This is a genomic window from Asaia sp. HumB, assembly GCF_030263835.1.
GTDB lineage: Bacteria > Pseudomonadota > Alphaproteobacteria > Acetobacterales > Acetobacteraceae > Asaia > Asaia bogorensis.
The window spans coordinates 2,880,615-2,901,949 of the sequence record NZ_JARPML010000002.1 but is presented as its reverse complement, the minus strand read 5'-3'; the positions used below and the strand labels follow the sequence as shown (position 1 = coordinate 2,901,949).

At 60.7% G+C, this 21,335-nt stretch carries 19 protein-coding genes; 3 read left to right on the top strand and 16 right to left on the bottom strand.

Going from position 1 to position 21,335, the window contains the following annotated elements:
• Positions 1-21: 21 nt before the first annotated feature.
• On the top strand, positions 22-504 hold the full coding sequence (locus P5689_RS14170; RefSeq protein ID WP_152530107.1) for a copper chaperone PCu(A)C: 483 nt from the start codon (positions 22-24) through the stop codon (positions 502-504).
• 141 nt (positions 505-645) lie between these two features.
• Here the strand turns inward: P5689_RS14170 and recQ are convergent, their stop codons facing one another.
• The 16 genes from recQ to P5689_RS14090 form a co-directional block, all read right to left on the bottom strand.
• Complete coding sequence (recQ, locus tag P5689_RS14165) at positions 646-2,487, bottom strand: DNA helicase RecQ (protein WP_081866778.1); 1,842 nt, start codon at positions 2,485-2,487, stop codon at positions 646-648.
• Between the two features lie 17 nt (positions 2,488-2,504).
• On the bottom strand, positions 2,505-2,900 hold the full coding sequence (locus tag P5689_RS14160) for an OmpA family protein (RefSeq protein ID WP_023977364.1): 396 nt from the start codon (positions 2,898-2,900) through the stop codon (positions 2,505-2,507).
• A gap of 99 nt (positions 2,901-2,999) precedes the next feature.
• On the bottom strand, positions 3,000-4,685 hold the full coding sequence (cydC, locus tag P5689_RS14155; protein ID WP_285533641.1) for a thiol reductant ABC exporter subunit CydC: 1,686 nt from the start codon (positions 4,683-4,685) through the stop codon (positions 3,000-3,002).
• Positions 4,682-6,433, bottom strand: coding sequence for a thiol reductant ABC exporter subunit CydD (gene cydD, locus P5689_RS14150; RefSeq protein ID WP_285533639.1), 1,752 nt, complete (start codon positions 6,431-6,433; stop codon positions 4,682-4,684). The genes cydC and cydD overlap by 4 nt, the downstream gene beginning before the upstream one ends.
• A 302-nt stretch (positions 6,434-6,735) precedes the next feature.
• The gene (locus P5689_RS14145; protein ID WP_166928861.1) at positions 6,736-7,050 is read right to left on the bottom strand and encodes a hypothetical protein; all 315 of its coding nucleotides are present in this window, start codon (positions 7,048-7,050) and stop codon (positions 6,736-6,738) included.
• A 131-nt stretch (positions 7,051-7,181) separates the two neighbouring features.
• Positions 7,182-7,643, bottom strand: coding sequence for a type II toxin-antitoxin system RatA family toxin (locus tag P5689_RS14140; protein ID WP_023977368.1), 462 nt, complete (start codon positions 7,641-7,643; stop codon positions 7,182-7,184).
• On the bottom strand, positions 7,643-8,626 hold the full coding sequence (lipA, locus tag P5689_RS14135; RefSeq protein WP_369794189.1) for a lipoyl synthase: 984 nt from the start codon (positions 8,624-8,626) through the stop codon (positions 7,643-7,645). The genes P5689_RS14140 and lipA overlap by 1 nt, the downstream gene beginning before the upstream one ends.
• Before the next feature lie 8 nt (positions 8,627-8,634).
• Positions 8,635-10,038 carry a dihydrolipoyl dehydrogenase gene (lpdA, locus tag P5689_RS14130; protein ID WP_285533636.1) on the bottom strand — a complete coding sequence of 468 codons (1,404 nt, stop codon included), beginning with the start codon at positions 10,036-10,038 and terminating at the stop codon, positions 8,635-8,637.
• A gap of 3 nt (positions 10,039-10,041) precedes the next feature.
• Positions 10,042-11,307 (bottom strand): pyruvate dehydrogenase complex dihydrolipoamide acetyltransferase, encoded by a 1,266-nt coding sequence (locus P5689_RS14125; RefSeq protein ID WP_285533635.1) that lies wholly within the window; start codon positions 11,305-11,307, stop codon positions 10,042-10,044.
• A gap of 12 nt (positions 11,308-11,319) precedes the next feature.
• Positions 11,320-12,666: a pyruvate dehydrogenase complex E1 component subunit beta gene (locus P5689_RS14120; RefSeq protein WP_166928857.1), complete on the bottom strand. Its 1,347-nt coding sequence runs from the start codon at positions 12,664-12,666 to the stop codon at positions 11,320-11,322.
• A 3-nt stretch (positions 12,667-12,669) separates the two neighbouring features.
• Positions 12,670-13,692 carry a pyruvate dehydrogenase (acetyl-transferring) E1 component subunit alpha gene (pdhA, locus tag P5689_RS14115; RefSeq protein ID WP_023977373.1) on the bottom strand — a complete coding sequence of 341 codons (1,023 nt, stop codon included), beginning with the start codon at positions 13,690-13,692 and terminating at the stop codon, positions 12,670-12,672.
• 104 nt (positions 13,693-13,796) lie between these two features.
• Positions 13,797-14,708, bottom strand: a complete 912-nt coding sequence (gene trpC, locus P5689_RS14110) for an indole-3-glycerol phosphate synthase TrpC (protein WP_031239899.1) — start codon at positions 14,706-14,708, stop codon at positions 13,797-13,799.
• The gene (trpD, locus tag P5689_RS14105; protein ID WP_285533633.1) at positions 14,705-15,823 is read right to left on the bottom strand and encodes an anthranilate phosphoribosyltransferase; all 1,119 of its coding nucleotides are present in this window, start codon (positions 15,821-15,823) and stop codon (positions 14,705-14,707) included. The genes trpC and trpD overlap by 4 nt, the downstream gene beginning before the upstream one ends.
• Entirely contained in the window at positions 15,824-16,420 is a 597-nt protein-coding gene (locus tag P5689_RS14100; RefSeq protein ID WP_285533632.1) for an aminodeoxychorismate/anthranilate synthase component II, read from the bottom strand.
• A gap of 74 nt (positions 16,421-16,494) precedes the next feature.
• Complete coding sequence (trpE, locus tag P5689_RS14095; RefSeq protein ID WP_285533630.1) at positions 16,495-17,973, bottom strand: anthranilate synthase component I; 1,479 nt, start codon at positions 17,971-17,973, stop codon at positions 16,495-16,497.
• On the bottom strand, positions 17,970-19,889 hold the full coding sequence (locus P5689_RS14090; RefSeq protein WP_285533628.1) for a peptidylprolyl isomerase: 1,920 nt from the start codon (positions 19,887-19,889) through the stop codon (positions 17,970-17,972). Before P5689_RS14090 ends, trpE begins: the two co-directional genes overlap by 4 nt.
• Positions 19,890-20,143: 254 nt before the next feature.
• Here P5689_RS14090 and tpiA point away from each other — a divergent pair, with 254 nt between their 5' ends.
• The gene (gene tpiA, locus P5689_RS14085) at positions 20,144-20,893 is read left to right on the top strand and encodes a triose-phosphate isomerase (protein ID WP_336717596.1); all 750 of its coding nucleotides are present in this window, start codon (positions 20,144-20,146) and stop codon (positions 20,891-20,893) included.
• A 34-nt stretch (positions 20,894-20,927) separates the two neighbouring features.
• Positions 20,928-21,284, top strand: a complete 357-nt coding sequence (secG, locus tag P5689_RS14080) for a preprotein translocase subunit SecG (protein ID WP_285533625.1) — start codon at positions 20,928-20,930, stop codon at positions 21,282-21,284.
• Positions 21,285-21,335 lie beyond the last annotated feature (51 nt).

The following is a 21,335-nucleotide window of genomic DNA, read 5'->3' as shown; positions in this document are numbered from 1 at the left end:
GGCGCAGAAAGGAGCGTATCAGTGAAAAGAGTGCAAGCTATTCCAGCACTGCTCATGACAGTTTGCGTGACAGGGGCGCTGCTCTTTCCGGCGGGAGCACAGGCCCAGACCGACGACACCAACGTCCCCGGACAGAAGAACGCCAATCGCGATATCACCATCGAAGGATGGATACGCCGAGCCAAGCATTACCCGGGGCTGGCCGCCGCCTATTTCACGGTCGTCAACAAGGGGCATGAGGCCCACCTGATTTCAGGCGTCAGCTCCCCTGATTGCGCCGCCATTGAAGCATTTCACAGCGAGCAGGAGGTGACGAGTCACACTGCCAACCTGTTTTCGCATTTCACCATTCCTGCCGATATGACAATGGTCTTCCCTGAGGGAGGCTACCATCTGATCTGCCGCAACTTCCCCGACACGATCAAGACAGGCGAGAGTGTTCCGCTGACCTTCAAGTTTCTTGGCGGCACATCGACGACGGTGAATTTCACCCTCAAGGACTAGAGGTAACAATCCGGGCCGGGTGACGAGCGAAGAGGAGCACGCGTGAGGGACACAACCTCGCTCAATGCCCCTCCCACCCGGGGCCGGACTGTGGGCCTGCGCCTTCAGAGCCGTCATGGGGCGGTCGTACCACGATTGCCTTCAGTCGCCCTCCAGCGCGGCTATCACGGCATCACCGTAGCGCTTGAGCTTCGATGCCCCTACGCCCTTGATGTCTGAGAGGGCTTCGACAGAGTCGGGGTTTTCCCGGGCGATTTCGGTCAGGACCGCGTCATGAAAGATGACATAGGGCGGGATTTCCTGCTCACGAGCTTCCTCGCGTCGCCACCGGCGCAGAGCCTCGAAACGTGCGCGTTCCTCCTCGTCCAGCGCGTCCACAATCGATGCAGCCGGCGCATTACGCGCAGTGAAGCCTTGCGCCTTCATGGGGTCGCTGCGCAGACGCAGCTTTTCCTCGCCACGCAGGATCGGGCGAGCCGCGTCGACATCCAGCCCTAATGTACCGTGCTCGCCACTCATCCTGATGGCCCCGCGCGCAATAAGCTGACGGATCACACCGCGCCACCACTGTTCCGAATGGTCCTTGCCGACACCGAACACGGTGAGATGCTGATGGGCGTGACGCTCAATCGCCTCAGTCAGCTTGCCACGGAGAACCGTCGTGAGATGAACGGCGCCAAAGCGCTGGCCGGTGCGGTAGATCGTGGAAAGCACTTTCTGCGCGGCCTCAGTGCCATCAAATGTCTCCGCAGGCGTCCTGCAATTATCGCAATGCCCGCAGGGAGTCGGCAAGGCTTCACCAAAGCAGGCAAGCAGGGCCTGCGTACGACAGCCGACGGTTTCTGTCAGCGCGATCATGCTCTCCAGACGCGCCTGCATGACGCGCTTTTCTGTCTCTGGCGCGTTCGACTGCTCCAGCCAGTAACGCGCCCGCGCCATATCCTCACCGCCATAGAGCAGGAGAGTATCGGCGGGTGCCCCATCGCGCCCTGCCCGACCAATCTGCTGATAATAGGCCTCGGGCGACGCAGGCATGTCCAGATGGACCACACAGCGGACATCCGGGCGGTCGATGCCCATACCGAAGGCTACTGTCGCGACGATGACCATTGGCTCGCCACTGCGAAACCGCAGAAGCGTTGCGTGTTTTTCCTGTGGCGACAGGCCAGCGTGAAACGGCAAGGCGTTGAAGCCTCTCTCACGCAGGCTTTTCGCCATGCGCTCCGTGCGATTGCGGCTGCCACAATAGACAATCGAGGCATCGTCGCGATGCCGGGTGAGTGCGTCCTGCACCTGCTTCGTCTCGGAGCCCTTTGGAGAGGCTGCAAGGAACAGATTGGGACGATGGAAACTCGATGTGAGACGACGCGCCTGCGGCATGCCCAGCGCCAGCAGGATATCATCCTGCGTTCGTGAGTCGGCTGTGGCCGTCAGGGCGATACGGGGAACGCCGGGGAAGATCTCTGGCAGATCCGCCAGGGCCCGATATTCGGGACGAAATTCATGGCCCCATGCCGAGACGCAATGGGCCTCGTCGATCGCAAGGACCGATACCGGGTTACGTGCGAGCCAGCGCGCTGTACCGGGTGATACCAGCCTCTCGGGCGAGATATAGAGGATATCGAGCCGACCATCGCGCAGATCGCTGCGTATGCGCTCAAGCCGGTCCGGATCGAGCTCGGAGTGCAAAGCTGCTGCATTGACGCCGAGCTGCCGCAATGCCGCCACCTGATCGTCCATCAACGCAATCAGGGGTGAGATCACGATACCCATACCGGGTCGGCACAGGGCGGGAACCTGATAGCAAAGGCTCTTGCCCCCGCCTGTGGGCATGATGACGAGCACATCCTCGCCATTCATGACCGCTTCGATGACCTCTGCCTGCTGCCCCCGGAAACTCGAGAAGCCGAAAACGCGGTTCAGTACCGCGTCGGGCGTTTCGCGTTCGTCGGAGACGATTGATGAGAGGTCAGTTAAATCCAAGGTTCAGATGGAGCTTCTCAATGCGTGGAAGGATCGACTTCAATCGTCACCACGCGCGAGGCCACAGCGGCATCCTCGTTATTCTTGGGCGGACGCGCCATCTGGGTAATCTGGGCGGCGCCGACACCGGCCTTTGTCAGAGCTGCTGCGACAACCTTCGCACGCTCGACGGACAGCATTTCATCGGCGGAGAGGTTGCCGTGGGCACCGGCGTGACCGATCACTTCAATCGTCTTGGCCTGCGTGTCGCGCGCGTCGGCAGCAGCCTGATCGATGATGTTCTGGGCACTGGCCGAAACAGTGGTCGAGGCGGGTTCGAAGAAAACAGGGTAACGGTCGCGATCTGCACCGCCATTACAGGCAGAGAGACCCGTCAGGGCGAACACCGACAACATCACAGGCAGACGACGCATCTTTATTTCCTTCTCGAATCGCCGTGACATCCACGGGGCCGTGACGATGTCACTGCCTTGTGGCTTACCGCCCGTCAAGCAGACGCCCCAACTTGCTTCCTAGAGCGGCAATGGCGCGAGGGTCCCGGTCTCGATACGCCAGGCCCGGTCGAGGTTTTCAAGCCCCGTCAGACGATGCACAATGAGGATGACAGTGCGCCCCTGCATCGTGCGACCCAGCGTTCGCAGAAAGGCGCGCTCGGTCACGCTGTCGAGCCCCGTCGCAGGCTCATCAAGAATGACAATCGGTGTGTCGCGCAGGAGTGTTCGGGCCAGAGCGATGCGACGCCCCTGCCCGCCTGACAGCCGTGTTCCGCCCTCGCCCACCCAGGAATCAAGCCCATCGGGCAGGGCTTGCACAGTCTCGGCCATTTCGGCGCGCTCCAGGGCCGCCCAAAGGGCCTCATCGCTCACACCCTCACGACCGAGAAGCAGGTTGTTCCGTATGGTATCGGCAAACAGATGGGTCGATTGGGACAGCCATCCGATCTGTCCGCGCAGGCTCGTTGTATCGATCGTTGAAAGATCATGACCGCCAAACAGGATTTGTCCGGATTGCGGACGTGCCACCTTGAGCAGCAGCGCTGCAAGGCTGGATTTTCCTGCGCCTGACGGCCCGACCAGAGCGATATGCTCGCCTGCTCTTATGGTGAAATCGACGCCTTTTAAGACAGGCGCACGTGCCGGATCCCACCCGAAGGTCACATCGCGCAGCACAAGGTCGCCAGCCTCAGGCGCCGGGCAGTGAGTGCCTGCCGCGCTCGGTTTCGCCTCGGAAACCTCGACAACACGCTGGGCCGCCTGCCCAACCTGCGTCGCCAGCACACTGGTGCGCGCCAACGTGCCGATGCTCTCGAAAATCATTCCGGTAAGGAATATGAGCGCTATGCCGGAAACGTAATCGAGCGTCAGCTTTCCGAACCCGGCAAGACCTATAAGGATCAGTACAAGCGCTGCCTGACCGCATAGATAGGACACGGCCCCTGCACCAGCCATGGCGCGCGCCTGATCCAGCTGGGCATCATGAAGCCGCGCCTCCTCGGCCGTCAGGCGCTCCGCAAGACGGCTCTCACCGCCAAATGCCCGTGCCTCGCGCAGGCCAGTTGCCAGATCGACCGCAGCGACGCGCAAGGACGATTCTGCATGAGAAATGACCGCACTGCGTGATGCAGCGCGCCGAGCGGATACGACCGGTACGACACAGGCCGCGACAAGAAAAAGACCGGACAACGCCAGCCCGAAACGCCAGTTTGCATAGCCTGCAACAAGTGCAATGACAGGCAGTGACAGCGCGATACCCAGCATGGGCATGGCGATACGCAGATAAAGATTATCGAGCAGTTCGACATCGCCGACGAGACGATTCAGCAGATCACCTGCGCGCCGAAAGCCAAGACCTGCCGCAGCGCCGGAAGCGAGATTGCGGAAGAACCACACACGGAGCGCCGCAAGGGCGCGGAACATGGCATCATGGGCAAACAGGCGCTCGGCATAGCGCAGCACGATACGCGCACCACCGAACGCCCTCAGCAAACCGAGCCCAGCGCCCATTCCGAGCGCAAGCGAGGTCACTCTGGCCCCTGCATTCCACATCAGCGCCATGCCGCTCAGCAGGGCGAGTGCAGAGAGGATCAGGCCCAGTAGCAAACGGCCGCCATAGGGCCGCCAAACCCGGAGAATGATCCCGAGTGCCTGCCCGACACTTGGCGTAGCCGAGGGCGAAGCATGAGACGATCTTGTGCTCATGCGGGGATCTCCGATCTCACACGGACCGTGGACATACTCGGTTTCATGGCTGAAGGTGATGGACCGAGGCGCAGTTTGATGGTTGCGAAAGCCTGCATGGCAGCAGAATGACTGCTGAGAATGACCGTCCGTCCTTTGGCCAGATCATGAAGGGCCGCGATGATACTGCGTTCTGTGTCTGGATCGAGATGCGCCGTTGGCTCGTCCAGCAACAGGAGCGGCGCATCCTTCAGATAGGCTCGCGCAATGGCCACACGCTGGGCCTGCCCTCCGGAAAGGCCGAAACCTCCCTCGCCAATCTCGGTATCCAGCCCCATCGGCAGGTCCTGCAGGAAAGCGTCGACTGCCGAAGCTTTGATGGCCCCATCTAGGTCCGCCTGATTTGCGTCAGGTCGGGCGAAAAGCAGATTGTCGCGCAGGGTACCGGCGAAGATGACAGGCTTCTGCCCAATCCAGGCAAGATGGCGGGCGATATCTGCCCCCCGCATCGTCGCGATATCCTCCCCGTTGAACAGGATCGCTCCATGATCGGGCCGGATGAAACCAAGGATCAGTTCGATGAGGGTCGATTTACCTGCGCCTGAAGGCCCGTCGAATAGCAATGTCTCTCCCGGCTGCACCGTAAAGGAAATATCGTCGAACACCGCGGGTCGATCGTCGGCCCAGCGATAGCCCAGATGCTGCGCCTCTACAGTAAGAGGCCCCGGCACAACGGCGTTGGCAGCACCCTGAGCCGCCTCAGAGCTTTCCCCATCCAGTCCATGCATCGCCTCAGCCGCGCCAGCAGCCTGGGCCCGATCCTGATAGGCAAGAGCCAATCCACGGAAAGGCGCAAAGAATTCCGGGACCAGGAAAAGCGCGAAAAGGGTCTGGGCGAAATGTGGTGAAGGTCGAACATGACCCGTCGAAGGCTGGTCCTGAACGCCGGTGACGAGATGGATGAAATGACCCTGTGTCAAAACGATCAGAATGATCGCCACGACCATCGCCACATCAATGGCCGCCGAGGAAAAGAACGCCACGCGCAGAATCCTGACCGTGCGCCGGCGCAACTCATCGGCCGAGCGTGCCAGAGATGCGGCTTCGGCGTCCGTTGCGTTTGAGAGAACTATGGTTGCGATACCGCGAACCCGATCAAGAAACTGTGCCTGGAGACGCACCATCGCCAGAAACTGGTTGCGTGACGCGAGTGCGGCACCGATGCCGAACACAGCCTGCGCTACCGGAACGAGCGCCCCGCATATCGCGAGGATCAAAGCTGCACGGGCGTCGACTGCCAGCACCGCTACGAGGACAATTGCCGGGAAGACCATCCATGTCATCGAAGCAGGCAACCAGCGGGCAAAATAGCCATCCAGCGCTTCGATACGATCGACCAGCAAGGCCGCAATCTCGGCCGAGTGCTGACGGCGCAGCAGGGCTGGCCCGACATTGAAAACCGAATTCAGGGCCGATCGGCGCAGCCGTTCGCGCGACTTTACGCCTGCACGGGCCGCACAATGCTCCTGCGCAAACAGACAGATTGCCCGCAGCAGGGAAAGCGCGGCGAAGGCCCCGATAAGACCGGGAACCGACTGGTCGTAACCGGCCAGTAGACGGCCTATTGTCGATGCAAGGAACCAGGCCTGACCGATACCGACCAATGTCGAGAAGCAACCGATCGCTACGACGGGCAGGGCCGCACGTTTGGCTGGCCCCGCATATTGCCGCACCCAGGCCCGCACCAGTTTTTTATCAACACCGCTCATGATGGGGGCATATAGGCAATGCAAACGACGAAACATAGGGTTTCGAGAGGCAGATTGCAGAACATTTAGGCTGCGGCCTTGGCTGCGACAGATGCCCCCCAATCGTCGGGGCTGATCGCAATGCGCGCAAACGCGGCAATAAAAAACCCTGCCTCATTCGAGACAGGGTTTGAGAGCCTCCGCACCAGAAAGGGCAGATGTATCAGCAGAGATGCATCACGCCGAGAAGGGTGGAAAGCCGCTGTTCCTTCCCATGACAATCAGACTTCACACCTGAACCACGGGAAGGAACGCTGGATCAATTACTGACCTGAAGACGCCGGCATCGTTGAAGCAGGCATCTTCATGTTGTTGTCCATCGGCATGGGGGCCGGAGCCGGTGCAGTGGCATTGGCCATCGGCGCGGCTGCCGGAGCGGTTGCCGGGACGGGGGTCTGGGCCTGCTGTAGGCTGCGCGCATTCAGGTCTTCGGTCGATGCCGAACCCTTGTCAGCCTTCTGGTGGTGCATGGCAGTCTTGCTGGCATGAGCCTTGTGGCCCGTATGCTTGGCGAATGCCGGGGTTGCAACAGCAAAGGTAGCGGCCATCAGCGTAGCGCCCAGAGCAGAAATCTTCATCGTTCATCCTTCCTTGATACACAGATATCGGGGCCGGATTTGCGTATTGCGACGCAAACCACACCCGTCTCTAAGCAGGAAACGTAACGAAGGCGTTGCAGTTGCGGTGTAATCGAAAAACGTCCGCGTGATTACTGGCGGATCACAGCACCGGGCTGCGACGATACCCCGTAAGTATCACGCGCGCGTTTAATGAAGGCTGAGACCATCAACCGGACGCCCTCATTGAACACCACCCCGATCGCATTCTGCAGGAGGCGCGACCGGAACTCGAAATCGACGAAAAAATCGACAAGGCAGCCCCGTGGGTCAGGGGTGAATGTCCAGACATTATTGAGATATCTGAACGGGCCTTTCTCATACCGCACGCGTATGCGGTGTGGTCTTTCCAGCGAGACACGGCTCGTGAAAGTCTCGCGAAACGGGCCAAAGCCAACAGTGAGATCCGCGACCAGTTCGTGTTCGGTGCGTGATTTGATGACTGCCTTGACGCACCACGGCAGGAACTGGGGATAGGCACCCACATCGGCCACGAGATCGAAAAGCTGCTCAGGACTGTAAGCGATCAATCGTTGCTCGGCATGGGTGGGCATTACTGTCTCTCCGGCTGGAGCGCTTCCTGCTTCAGCCTGTTCTGTCGCGCCTCACGAAGCGCTGCGAAATCGGAATCGGCATGATAGGACGAGCGTGTCAGCGGACTTGAGCTGACCTGCAGGAAGCCCTTGGCGCGAGCCATGCGGGCAAATTCCTCGAACTCGTCAGGCGGCACGAATTTTGCCACGGCAGCGTGTTTGGGCGTTGGCTGCAGATACTGGCCCATCGTGATGAAATCGACATCGGCGATACGGAAATCGTCCATCACCTGTGCCACCTCCATCTTCTCCTCACCAAGACCCAGCATTAGCCCAGATTTGGTAAAGATCGAGGCATCGAGCCACTTCACGTCATCCAGCAGACGCACGGACTGGAAATAACGCGCGCCCGGGCGGATAGACGGGTAAAGCCGGGGGACGGTTTCGATATTATGATTAAAAACATCAGGCCGAGCCCGGACGACGACCTCAAGCGCGCCGGGCTTGCGCAGGAAGTCTGGCGTCAGGATCTCGATCGTCGTTTCCGGCGATGCTTCGCGTACCCTTGCAATCGTCTGGGCGAAATGCAGCGCGCCACCATCGGCCAGATCGTCGCGATCGACAGAGGTGATAACCACATGACGCAGCCCGAGCTTGGCCACCGCTTCTGCCACGCGCTGTGGCTCGTCGGCATCCAGCACTTTAGGCATGCCTGTCGTGACGTTGCAGAACGAACAGGCGCGCGTGCAGATCTCCCCCATGATCATCATGGTGGCGTGGCGCTGTGACCAGCATTCACCGATATTCGGGCAGGCTGCTTCCTCACAGACTGTCACCAGCCTGTTATCGCGCATGAGCTTGCGCGTTTCCTGATAGACGGGGCTGTTGGGCGCCCTCACCCGTATCCAGTCCGGCTTGCGCTGGATCGGGTTGTCCGGCCGGTTTGCCTTTTCAGGATGGCGAAGCGAGCCTGGCTTGCGATGATCGATGGTAATGCGCTGCATGGTCATGACTAGAAGTGGAGTGCTCCACCCCAGGCCGCAAGGACTGACTCATGCATCGTTTCCGAGATTGTCGGATGCGGGAAAACCGTCTCCTTCAGCTCGGCCTCGGTGAGTTCGGATGTGCGGGCGATCACATAGCCCTGAATCATCTCCGTCACTTCAGCGCCGATCATGTGCGCGCCGAGCAATTCGCCAGTCTCAGCATCGAAGATTGTTTTGGTCAGACCATCCGGCTCGCCCATGGCCAACGCCTTGCCATTAGCGAGGAACGGGAACCGGCCAATCTTGAGCTTGCGTCCGGTTGCCTTGGCTTTTTCTTCGGTCAGCCCCACCGACGCCACCTGGGGACGGCTATAGGTGCAACCCGGAATATTGAGCGGATGGAGCGGCTCGGGATCGTGGCCCGCAATCTTCTCGACGCAGATCACACCCTCATGGCTGGCCTTGTGTGCCAGCCATGGCGCACCCGCCACGTCGCCGATGGCCCACAGGCCCGGCTCCCCGGTGCGGCAGAACTCATCGACAATGATATGGGTCTTGTCGACCTTGACCTTGGTCTGCTCGAGGCCGAGGTCTTCCACATTCCCGACAATACCAACCGCCAGAATGACCTTGTCGACAACGAGATCGGTCGTGCCCGATGCTGTCGTGATCCGGGTCGAGACGGTGCCATCCTTCTTGTCGAGCGGGCCAACCTTGGCGCCGGTAAGTACCTTGATGCCCTGTTTCTCGAAGGCCTTCTGCGCCATGGCGCTGATTTCGGCATCTTCGGCAATCATGATGCGGTCGGCCACTTCGGCAATGGTCACTTCCGCGCCCATATTGCGATAGAACGACGCGAACTCGACGCCAATCGCCCCGGATCCGATGACCAGAAGACGCTTTGGCAGTTCCTTCGGCACCATTGCCTCGCGATAGGTCCAGACCAGTTCCCCATCGGGCTCGAGCCCGGGGAAATGGCGGGCGCGGGCGCCTGTTGCCAAAATCACGTCGGGCGCAGCAATACGACCGGTTTCCTTGCCATCCTTGCTGATAGCCACGACATGCGCCTTGCCATCGCGACCGGCGAGCTTGGCGCGGCCATCGTAAACTTTGACCTTGGCCTTTTTGAGCAATCCGGCAACACCGCGCGACAGCTGACGCGACACGGCGCGCGAGCGCGCCACCACCTTCTCGATGTCGAAGCTCACCTTTTCGGCGCTGAAGCCAAACTCGGCAAGATTGTGCAACTGATGATTGAGCTCGGACGCCCGCAGCAACGCCTTGGTCGGGATGCAGCCCCAGTTAAGGCAGATGCCCCCCAGATGGGTGCTTTCGACCACAGCGACATTCTTGCCAAGCTGCGCGGCGCGCAGGGCAGCGACATAGCCGCCCGGCCCGCCGCCCACGACGATCAGATCGAATTTGTCCATGGGTCAGATCACCAGTCGATAGGGGTTTTGCACGACGTCACGCAGGGCATTGAGCCATTTCGCACCGAGTGCTCCATCGACCGCACGATGGTCAACAGAGAGGGTGGCTGTCATGACAGTGGCAACCGCAAGCTGATCGCCACGCACGACGGCGCGCTTCTCACCAGCGGCAATGGCCAGAATACCGGCCTGCGGCGGGTTGATGATGGCGGCGAATTCACGCACGCCAAACATGCCCATATTGGAAATCGAGAACGTGCCGCCCTGGAATTCTTCCGGCTTGAGCTTGCCGTCACGGGCACGCTTGGCCAGATCACGCGCCTGCTCACTGATTTCACGCAGGCTCTTGCGATCGGCCTGACGGATGATCGGTGTGATCAGACCATCGGGAATCGAGACTGCCATCGAGATATCGATGTCGGGGAAATGCAGCGTTTCGGCTTCGGTGAACTGGACGTTCAGGCCGGGGCAATCGCGCAGGGCCAGAGCCACAGCCTTGATCATCATGTCATTGACAGAGATCTTGAACTGCCCCTCGCCCTCGCTGGGTGATGCTGCATTGAGCTGGCCACGCAGGGCAAGCAACGCATCAAGCTCGATATCGACCGAGACATAGAAATGCGGGACGTTCTGCTTGGACTCACTGAGACGACGCGCAATGACCTTGCGCATGGACGAGTTCGGCACGCGCCTGGCTTCAGCCGGAGCGGAACCCGCAGCCGTCACCGTTGCCGAAGCCTCAGCATGCTTCGCGTTCTCGACGTCGCGACGCAGGATACGGCCGTTAGGGCCTGTTCCCTTCAGCGCAGCGAGATCGATACCCTTCTGCGCGGCAATGCGACGTGCCAGCGGTGAGGCGAAAACGCGCTTGCCGTGGGATGCCGCCACCGGCGTGGCTTGAGGCTGTGCGGGCGCAGCAGCCGGGGCTTGGGCGGGAGCCGATTGCACGGCGGTCTGTGAAGCCGTCTCGGGGGCAGGCGCGGCCTTCTGCGCCGGGGCCGACTCAACGACGTCAGGCACAGCCTCGCCTTCCTCAACCAGAATGGCGATGGGCGAATTGACCTTCACCCCCTCGCTGCCTTCCGGCACGACAATACGGCCGAGAATTCCTTCATCGACCGCCTCGACTTCCATCGTGGCCTTGTCGGTCTCGATCTCGGCAATCAGATCGCCTGACTTGACTGTATCGCCTTCCTTCTTCAGCCAGCGCGAGAGGGTTCCCTCGGTCATGGTCGGAGAAAGAGCGGGCATCAGGATATTGGTAGCCATGGTCGCAGCCCCTCAGAACAGTTTGCGAACCGCGTCCACCACCCAGTCAGGCTGCGGAAGCGCATGTTTTTCGAGATTGGCGGCGTAGGGCAGCGGAATATCCAGACCACAGACGCGCGCAGGCGGGGCATCGAGATAATCAAACGCCTGCTCACAGGCCACTGTGCAGATTTCGGCGCCAATCCCAGCCACGGGCCAGCCTTCCTCAACCGACACTATACGGCTCGTCTTCTTGACGCTGTTGATGATCGTCTCGGTATCGAGCGGACGGATGGTACGCAGGTTGATCACCTCCGCCTCAATGCCCTGCTCGGCCAGCTTGGCTGCAGCTTCAAGCGCCACGCCAACCATGATCGAGAACGCCACAAGGGTCACGTCCTTGCCCTCGCGTTCGATCTTCGCCTTGCCGATAGGCAGAATGAACTCCTCATCCACCGGACAGGGGAATTTCTGACCGTAGAGGATCTCGTTTTCGAGCACGATCACCGGGTTCGGGTCACGAATGGCCGCACGCAAAAGGCCCTTGGCATCTTCTGATGACCAGGGGGCAACGACCTTCAGTCCGGGCACATGGGCGTACCAGCTGGCATAGCACTGCGAATGCTGCGCACCCACGCGCGCTGCTGCGCCGTTCGGGCCGCGGAACACGATAGGACAGCCCATCTGTCCACCCGACATATAGAGCGTCTTGGCGGCGGAATTGATGATGTGGTCGATCGCCTGCATGGCGAAGTTCATGGTCATGAACTCCACGATCGGCTTCAGGCCTGTCAGAGCGGCGCCGACAGCCATGCCGGTGAAGCCATGCTCTGTGATGGGCGTATCGATGATGCGACGCTCACCGAATTCGTCAAGCAGACCCTGACTGATCTTATAGGCGCCCTGATACTGGGCAACTTCCTCGCCGAGCAGGAACACATCGTCATCACGACGCAGCTCTGCGGCCATCGCATCACGCAGGGCTTCACGCACGGTGATAACCGAGGTCTCGCCCCATTCGCGGTCCGGTGTCGCCACCAGTTCCTGCGGCTTCTGGGGAGCCTTTTCCTCAACTGCGGTCTGAGCCGGGGTCGTCTGCGCGGGAGCCGGGCCGTTTTCCAGCGCCGAGATATCCTCGCCCTCTTCTGCGATGATGGCGATCTGTGTGTTCACGGCAACATTCTCGGTGCCCTCCGGCACGAGGATCTTTGCCAGGATACCGCTATCGACCGCCTCGACTTCCATCGTGGCCTTATCGGTTTCGATCTCGGCAATGACATCACCGGAATTGATCTTGTCACCCGCCTTGCGGGTCCATTTCGAAATCGTGCCTTCAGTCATGGTAGGCGAAAGAGCCGGCATGAGAACAGGAGCGGCCATAACTTACGCCTCCACCAGAATATCGGTCCAAAGTTCAGAGAGATCAGGCTCGGGGCTGTTCTGCGCGAACTCGGCAGCGTCATTGACGATCTGCTTCACCTCGGCGTCGATCTCCTTGAACGCCTCGTCTGTCGTGCCCTTCTCGGAAAGCAGCTTATGCAGCGCCTCGATGGGATCACGCGTACGGCGCATTTCCTCGACTTCCGAGCGGTCGCGATAACGCGCCGGGTCAGACATGGAGTGGCCGCGATAGCGATAGGTTTCCATCTCGAGTAGGAACGGCCCCTTGCCTGCACGGCAATGCGCTACAGCTTCCTGAGCCGCCTCATGCACGGCAAACAGATCCATGCCATCCACCTTGCGGCCCGGAATCTTCCAAGGCGCTCCGATTTCGGACAGGTTGTGAGCCGCAGCACTGGAGCGCTCGACGCTCGTGCCCATACCATAGCGGTTGTTTTCGATCACATAGATGCAAGGCAGCTTGTGCAGGGCGGCGAGATTGAAGCTCTCATAGACCTGCCCCTGCTGAGCGGCACCTTCGCCGAAATAGGCAACGCCCACTTCATCGGTCCCGCGATACTTGTTGGCAAAGGCCAGACCGGTGCCGATGGCCACCTGCGCGCCCACGATGCCATGACCGCCATAGAAATTCTTCTCGCGCGAGAACATGTGCATCGAGCCACCCTTGCCATGCGAGTAACCGTCCTTGCGTCCGGTCAGCTCGGCCATCACACCGCCGGGGCTCATGCCCATCATCAGCATATGCGCGTGATCACGGTAGGAGGTCACGATCTTGTCGCCCGGCTTCATCGCCAGCGACATACCGACGATAACCGCTTCCTGACCGATATAGAGATGGCAGAAACCGCCAATCAGACCCATGCCGTAAAGCTGTCCGGCCTTTTCCTCGAAGCGGCGCAGCAGAAGCATATCGCGATATGCCGTGCGCACGGTCTCCAGTGGCAGGATCGGTCCGTTGTGATCGGCGAGCGGCTGAGCCGCTCCCTTATGGGCTTTGCCGGACATGCTGAGTATCTCCTGGGCCAGATCGTTGTGTCATGCACAACTCAGGGACCGGTATTTACCAGTCCCGTTGAGCAAGTCCACAACCCGGGCTGTTAATATGTGCGTTAGAGCGTGCCGAGCAGACGGCGGGCGGCGATGCCAGGATCCTGTTCGCGCAGGAGACTTTCGCCAACGAGCACGCCGCTGGCCCCTACCTCACCCACACGCGTCACATCTTCGAGTGTGCGGATACCACTCTCGGAAACGAGGATACGATCGGGCGGCACCAGCGGGGCAAGCTTGGCTGTGGTGTCCAGATCGGTCACGAGCGTACGCAGGTTACGGTTGTTGATCCCGATAAGCGAGGTGTCGAGCGCAAGGGCACGATTGAGTTCGGCTTCGTCATGCACCTCGCACAGCACGTCCATATCAAGACCACGGGCAAGAGCGATGAGTTCGGCAGCCTCGGCATCGGTCAGGGCCGAGAGAATGATCAGGATGCAATCCGCACCGATCAGGCGGCTTTCATGCACCTGCCAGGGCTCAAGGATGAAATCCTTGCGCAGGATCGGCAACGGGCAGATTTCCTTGACCGCCTTGAGATCCTCGATCGACCCATGAAAACACGAGCCTTCGGTCAGGATCGAAAGGCAGATCGCGCCTGCCGCCTCGTAAGCCTTCGCAATGCCAACCGGATCAAAATCCGGCCGAAGAATTCCGGCCGAAGGCGAGGCCTTCTTTATTTCAGCAATCAGCCCGACACGCCGATCGGCCGCCATCTGCTTGAGCGCCTGACCGAAACCACGCGTAGGTACACTGACCTCGCGGGCGCGAGCCGTGATTTCCTTGAGCGGCATGATCTGTGAGCGCTGTTCGACATCGATGCGCGTCCGGGCGCAGATACGAGCCAGAACATCCGGCATGTCCACTCCGGAAACGGGCAATGCGGTCTCTTCCTGCACAATGGTTCCGGGCACCTGAACATCAGGAAAGCCGGCGGGCGTGTCATGCGTGGGAGTGGACGAATGATCGGTCATTTCAAGCCTGACGTCTGGATCAAATGGGAGGGGTGCACCGCAACGGCAGAATCGGGCGCCTGCTTCTGCGCCTGAACGAGGGCCGACAGGGCCAGCCCTGTATCGATGGCATGTGCGGCGACCTCGACATTCCTGCGAAGAAGAGTGGGGACGATCGACGCGTTTTCAAGAATGGGGAAACGGCCAGAGACATGCAGGGCGACAGCCGTGTTGAGCAGCACGGTATCACGATACGCGCCCTCCTGGCCGGAGAGCATGTCGAGCAGCTTGCTGGCATTATGGGCAGGGTCACCGCCCGCAATCGCTGCGATGGGGCGGTGCGGCAGTCCCGCCATATCCGGTGTCAGGACAAGATCGAGAAAGCGCCCCTCATCCCAGGCATGGATATGCGACAGGCCCGCGAGGGTGATTTCGTCGCTCCCGCCAAGATCGGTCTCGCCATGTACGGCCCACACGCACTCCGCACCGAGCGATGCCAGTGTCTCGATCACGGGACGCAGCCAACGCTGATCGTAGATACCGATCATCTGTCGGCGGACTTCAGCCGGATTGCAGAGCGGCCCGATCAGATTGAAGATCGTGCGAAAACCGAGTGCCCCCCGGACCGGCGCGGCATGGCGCATGGCAGGATGATGCAGAGGGGCCGCGAGAAAAGCCAGACGGCCCTCACGCAAGCGGCGCGCCTGCTCGTCCAGATCCTCGCATGGGGCGATCCCCAACGCCATGAGCGTGTCTGTCGCCCCCGCCCGGGACGACAGAGCGCGGTTGCCGTGTTTGGCCACCGGCACACCGAGACCTGCAAGCACGAAAGCAACGGCAGTGGAAACATTGAGCGTGCCGAGCCCGTCCCCCCCTGTACCGCAGACATCCATTGCCCCTTCCGGAGCATCGGGCAGGGTTGTCATGCAGGCGCGAACGGCTCGCACCGCACCGCTCAGCTCATCGACAGTCTCGCCACGCAGGCGAAGCGCCATGAGAATGGCTGCAAGCTGCTCGCCGGGCACTTCGCCCTGCATGATGAGGGTGAAGAGCGCTTCGGTTTCTTCCCCCGTGAGACGCCGCCCCTCGGCGAGCCGACTCATGACCTGTTTGAGACGACCAGACTGCATCGTCATTCAGGCTGCTTGCGACTTCTGACGAGCGGCACGGGCGATGTTGAGAAAATTGGCCAGCATCATCTGGCCATCTTCCGAAGCGATGCTCTCGGGATGGAACTGTACGCCATGAACCGGCAGGGTCCGATGACGCACGCCCATGATCACACCATCCTGCGACCGGGCATTGACGATAAGGGTGTCGGGTATCGTCTCGGGTGCCAGGGTAAGACTGTGATAGCGCGTCGCCTGTGTCGGGCTGACCAGACCATGGAACAGGCCGGTGCCGTCATGACGTATGCCGTCGACCTTTCCGTGCATCGGCACAGGCGCACGGACAACCGTCGCGCCAAAAACCTGCCCGATCGCCTGATGTCCAAGGCAGACACCCAGCACCGGCACATGCGGCGCCGCAGCTGCTATCAGGTCACAACAGATACCGGCCTCGTTGGGCGAGCATGGGCCGGGAGAAATCACGATGGCTTCCGGGCGGAGGGCAAGGGCCGCCTCAACACTCAGGGCATCGTTGCGACGAACGTCACAGGCCTCTCCCAGTGCCCCGAAATGGTGGACAAGGTTGAAGGTGAAACTGTCGTAGTTGTCGATCAGCAATATCATGGCACTAAGATGGCGATGTCTCGAGTGAAGGTCAAATTCCGTTACAATGCCTGACTTTCCGGCGGTTCAGCCCGTCAGCCACCACCCCCGCTGGCCTGGATCACGGCCAGCTCCGCCGCACGGAAAATGGCGCGTGACTTGTGTCGCGTCTCCATCTCCTCACTGGCGGGATCGCTGTCGGCCACGACGCCACACCCGGCCTGCACATACATCCGCCCCTCGTGCAGGATCGCCATGCGAAGGCCGATACAGGTATCCATATCGCCGTCAACGCCGACATAGCCGATGCAGCCCGAATACGGGCCGCGCCGGGTCACTTCCAGCTCGTCGATGATTTCCATGGCGCGGATCTTGGGAGCACCCGTCAGTGTTCCCGCCGGGAAAGCGGCAGACAGCGCATCCAGCGCGTCACATTCGGGACGAATCGTACCCTGCACCGTGGAGGAGATATGCATGACATGGCTATAGCGCTCGACCACGAAGGACGACGGCACGGTGACCGACCCCATGCGTGCCACACGACCCACGTCATTACGCCCCAGATCGATGAGCATCAGATGTTCAGCACGTTCCTTGGCATCGGCCAGCAACTCGGCTTCTAGGCGTTCATCCTCTTCACGATCCGCACCCCGCGGACGGGTTCCAGCAAGGGGACGCACGGTCACGACCTGATCACGCAGCCGCACAAGAATTTCAGGAGATGAACCGACGAGCGAGAAGCCATCCATCTCGACAAGGAACAGGAACGGCGCAGGATTGACACGTCGCAGGGAACGATAGAGTGCCAGTGCAGGCAGAGGAAACGCCGCCTCGAAACGCTGGCTCGGCACGATCTGGAACGCATCGCCCGCTGCAATATAATCCTGAGCCTTGCGCACCTTGTCCATGAACGCATCTGCCGTCATGGTCGAAACCGGGGCGTCGAGAACGCTGCCTTCCGGCAGCTCAGGCGCCGTATCGAGAGGGGCTGCAATGAGCGCCCTGCTTGCACGCTCAAGCAGATCCAGACCTGCCTCGCGGCTCATCCCGCCGTCGCGCAGGGGAACGGCAAGGTGCAACTCGTCCCGCACCGAATCGAACACGGCAAACAGTCCCGGGCGCATCATCACGCCATCGGGCAAGTGCAGATCATCCTGCGGCGCGTTGGGCAGCGTTTCCATCTGCCGGACCATGTCATAGCCCAGATAGCCGAAAATGCCCCCGATCATGGTGGGCAGTGAATCCGGCAACTTGGCGCGGCTTTCATCGATGAGACGACGCAGGGAGACCAGCGGTGCCTCGTCAATCTCGGTAAATACCGACCCAGCGTCGTGCGGCGCCGTGTTAATTGAGGCAACGCCATGAGCACAGCGCCATACGAGATCCGGCAGCAGGGCTATGACCGAATATCGCCCACGCGCGGCGCCGCCTTCGACACTTTCGAAAAGCAGACGATATGGGCGCCCCTCACCGCCACCCGCCTGAGCGGGCACCAGCGAGGAAAGCTTCATGAAAGCCGCGACCGGCGTCAGAAGGTCGGCAGCCTCGATACGCGTGAGAAATTCGGTCGTCATTCCTGTCCGGTTCCCGCCTTGAGCGCCTGCTGAAGCACCGGCATGTTCGGCACTGGCTTGATCTGCCCTTCCAGCGAATGGACGAACACCACCGGCACGTCACTGCGCAGTGTGTCCTGCAACTGGGACTGCATGGAGGCGCGAAGCGCCTTGGTGCTCTCAGGGCTTGCGGGCTTGGTCGCCTTGACCGTGAACACATACAGCGCGTCACCATCGGCCATCATGCCAGTCTTGCCAACCGGGGTCGAAAAGATCTGCGACAGCAGGGCGGATGGCAGGTTACCATTCTGCATACGCGAGATCATCAGATCCTTCTGCATCTGAGCTTCATCGGTCGTGCCCGCCACGGCCTTGTCGAGACCACCCGATTTGCGGGCGGCCTGCATGAGCGTGGTGGCACGCTCGTCTGCCATATGCATCTGACGCTCGCGAAGCCAGTCATGCCCGACCTGCTCACGCACGGTGTCATAGGGCTTCACATGGCCGGGCTCGATCTCGTCCACGAGCACAGCAAAAGCGCTCCCGTCCGGACCGTTGACCAGCGAGGGCTTCTCGCCCTTCTTCTGACTGAAGATGCGCGCGATAATGGCCTTGCGGACGGCATCGCTCCCCGGCAGAGGCGCAACCTCACCATCTTTCGTCAAGCCCTGCGCATCGAGCGACCCCTGAGCCGGCACGGCGCCGATATCCGTCGGTATCTGCTCGAGATCCGCACTGCCCGCTATGGCATCCTGCAGCGAAGCCACGCGTCCACCGAGAATTTGCGGGGCCTGCGAGCGGGCCACTTCATCACGGATATCGGCTTTCGCATGGTCGAAATCGGTCTTGTGCGGCGCATTGATTGCCGTGACGCGGAAAACGATCCAACCTGCGGGGCTCTCGATCGGCCCTTCGATTACGCCGGAGGGAGCCGCGAAGGCAGCCTTCGCCAGTTCAGGGCTCGGGATATCGGCCTTGCGCGCATTGGGGAAGGAAACAGCTGCGGCGGCCGGATTCTGCTTCTGAAGAGCGGCGTAATCGCCACTGGCTTTCCAGGCTGCCAGAACGGCCTCGGCAGCCGCCCGGTCCTGAAGCGTCAGCACCTCGAGACTACGCGTTTCCGGCACATCGTATTTCTGGATCTCGAACTCGTAGAAGCGCTTGAGATCGGCGTCGGGAATGGTGAGCGTGCGGGCAATCGTGTCTGCCGAGAGCAGGACAAGCTTAGCATGACGATATTCTGCCGAACGATAAAGCCAAGGATGCAGATCATAGAAGCGGCGAAGCTGTGCCTCCTCGGGGGCGACCGGCACGGCCACAGAGGCGCTGTCGAGACGCAGAAGGTCCACCTGATGCGCAAGCGTATTGTAGGATAGCAGCTGATCAAGCACCGAGCCCGGTACCTTCATGCCGTTGCCAAGACCTTCGAGCAGGTTACGCGCACCGATATCATCACGCACCTTCGCCAGCAGATCGCGCTCCGTAATATGAATCTGGCTCAGCTTGCTGTTGAAAAGCTTGCGGTCGAACCGCCCGTCCGTGCCATGAAACACGCTCATGCCGAAGATCTCGTTACGAACGAGGGCATCGGGCACTTTCATGCCGTTGCGGTCCGCCAGGGCCAGAACCTCGTTCTGGGCCAGCATGCGCTGAAGCACACCCTGGGCAACCTGCTCACGCACAGCCGGGGTCAGTTGTGACGGGTTGCTCAGCCCCATCTGCTGCGCAACGCGCGGCATTTCGTTCTGAATGGCATTGGCGAGATCCTGGGCCCCGATCTGTCGGGTCCCGATCTTCACGGCAATATTGGCCTGATCACCGTTATAGCTGCCGACCATATCGCCGACGCCCCAGCCAACGAAGGCCAGAAAAATGAGAAGCGCAATGATGCGCCCAAGCCAGGAATCGACAACAAGATGCCGCAAAGTCGAAATCATACGCGTCCAGGATCCGCAATTCGCCAAGGATTGATTGGCAGGACCATAGTCTGACACGCTTCACTTGACCAGACGGCGCCCCTGCACCGGGGACATCAAGCGCCCATGCCCGATGCAACGCTTGTCATTCATCTGACGATAAGATGATGCAAAGATGGCGAACAATCGCCGTTCCCCCCTGTATCCGGTCGGAAAACATCCGCTAAGCAGGAGCATCGCTTGCCGGTTAATGCAGGATCGTTGAAGGATACATGATGCGCCAGATGATCATGGGCAACTGGAAGATGCATGGCCTTCGCGGTCGGGGTTCGGAACTCGCTACTGAAATTGCAGACGCAATCGAGCCCGTTCTGGTTGAGCGCGATGTCGTTCTGGCCCCGCCTTTTACCCTAACGGCTCTCATTGCACCCATCCTGCAATCCTCAGGCATCGGGCTTGGAGCGCAGGATTGCCATGCAGAGGCCGAGGGAGCCTATACGGGGGATATCTCCGCTCCCATGCTGACAGATCTCGGCGTCAGACACGTGCTGCTTGGTCATTCCGAGCGACGAGAACATCATCATGAGGACAACGCCCTCATCCGACGCAAGGCCGTGACCGCACAGAAATTCGCTCTCTGCCCGGTCATCTGCGTGGGAGAGAGCGCAAGCCAGAAACGCGATGGACAGGCCGAGGCCTGGCTCACACGCCAGATCGTGGAATGTCTGCCCAGAACGTTCCAGGGCATCGTGGCTTATGAGCCGATCTGGGCCATAGGCACGGGCAAGGCGGCAACCGAACAGGATATCGAATCACGCATGACGCTGATTCATGAGGTGCTACACCGCCATCTGGAAACGGATGACAAATCACCACGGGTCCTGTATGGCGGCTCAGTCAAGCCCGAAGATGCCGCGTCCATCCTCGCTGTTTCCGGCGTGGGGGGCGTGCTCGTCGGCGGGGCCAGCCTGTCTGCCGAATCCTTTCTCGGCATCGCGAAGGCAGGTCTCTCGTCGGCGTCCTGACGGCATATATATTGCGTTTACATGAAAGCCGGACATGACCACGCTGCTGCTCGTTCTCAATTTCCTTGTGACTATCGCCCTGATCGGCGTGATCCTTATCCAGCGTAGCGAGGGCGGTGGTCTTGGCATTGGCAGCAGCCAGGGCATGGGATCGTTCATGACGGGACGCGGCACGGCCAATCTGCTTACGCGCACCACATCAGTGCTCGCAGGTGTTTTTATGGTGCTGTGCCTTTTGCTCGCGGTACTGAACCGCGGCGCCTCGACAAACGCAGGCAGTGACATTCTGGCGCAGCCCCCTGCCCCGACGGCACCTGCCGCACCGGCCACCAGCACGACCACCCAGACGCCCGCCACAACACCTGCTCCGGCGGCTCCTGCGAAGCAGTAACGCAACAGAACGAAAAATTTCTTCCGCCCGGGTCCTCGGGCGGCATTCTTC

Bases quoted from the DNA above. Each gene is read 5' to 3' on its own strand.
- pdhA (WP_023977373.1), bottom strand. From the start codon at position 13,692: ATGTCCGGCAAAGCCCATAAGGGAGCGGCTCAGCCGCTCGCCGATCAC.
- P5689_RS14125 (WP_285533635.1), bottom strand. From the start codon at position 11,307: ATGGCTACCAATATCCTGATGCCCGCTCTTTCTCCGACCATGACCGAG.
- cydD (WP_285533639.1), bottom strand. From the start codon at position 6,433: ATGAGCGGTGTTGATAAAAAACTGGTGCGGGCCTGGGTGCGGCAATAT.
- P5689_RS14145 (WP_166928861.1), bottom strand. From the start codon at position 7,050: ATGAAGATTTCTGCTCTGGGCGCTACGCTGATGGCCGCTACCTTTGCT.
- trpC (WP_031239899.1), bottom strand. From the start codon at position 14,708: ATGACCGATCATTCGTCCACTCCCACGCATGACACGCCCGCCGGCTTT.
- tpiA (WP_336717596.1), top strand. From the start codon at position 20,144: ATGCGCCAGATGATCATGGGCAACTGGAAGATGCATGGCCTTCGCGGT.
- lpdA (WP_285533636.1), bottom strand. From the start codon at position 10,038: ATGGACAAATTCGATCTGATCGTCGTGGGCGGCGGGCCGGGCGGCTAT.
- P5689_RS14140 (WP_023977368.1), bottom strand. From the start codon at position 7,643: ATGCCCACCCATGCCGAGCAACGATTGATCGCTTACAGTCCTGAGCAG.
- cydC (WP_285533641.1), bottom strand. From the start codon at position 4,685: ATGAGCACAAGATCGTCTCATGCTTCGCCCTCGGCTACGCCAAGTGTC.
- P5689_RS14090 (WP_285533628.1), bottom strand. From the start codon at position 19,889: ATGATTTCGACTTTGCGGCATCTTGTTGTCGATTCCTGGCTTGGGCGC.
- P5689_RS14120 (WP_166928857.1), bottom strand. From the start codon at position 12,666: ATGGCCGCTCCTGTTCTCATGCCGGCTCTTTCGCCTACCATGACTGAA.
- P5689_RS14100 (WP_285533632.1), bottom strand. From the start codon at position 16,420: ATGATATTGCTGATCGACAACTACGACAGTTTCACCTTCAACCTTGTC.
- trpE (WP_285533630.1), bottom strand. From the start codon at position 17,973: ATGACGACCGAATTTCTCACGCGTATCGAGGCTGCCGACCTTCTGACG.
- secG (WP_285533625.1), top strand. From the start codon at position 20,928: ATGACCACGCTGCTGCTCGTTCTCAATTTCCTTGTGACTATCGCCCTG.
- trpD (WP_285533633.1), bottom strand. From the start codon at position 15,823: ATGACGATGCAGTCTGGTCGTCTCAAACAGGTCATGAGTCGGCTCGCC.
- P5689_RS14160 (WP_023977364.1), bottom strand. From the start codon at position 2,900: ATGCGTCGTCTGCCTGTGATGTTGTCGGTGTTCGCCCTGACGGGTCTC.
- lipA (WP_369794189.1), bottom strand. From the start codon at position 8,626: ATGCAGCGCATTACCATCGATCATCGCAAGCCAGGCTCGCTTCGCCAT.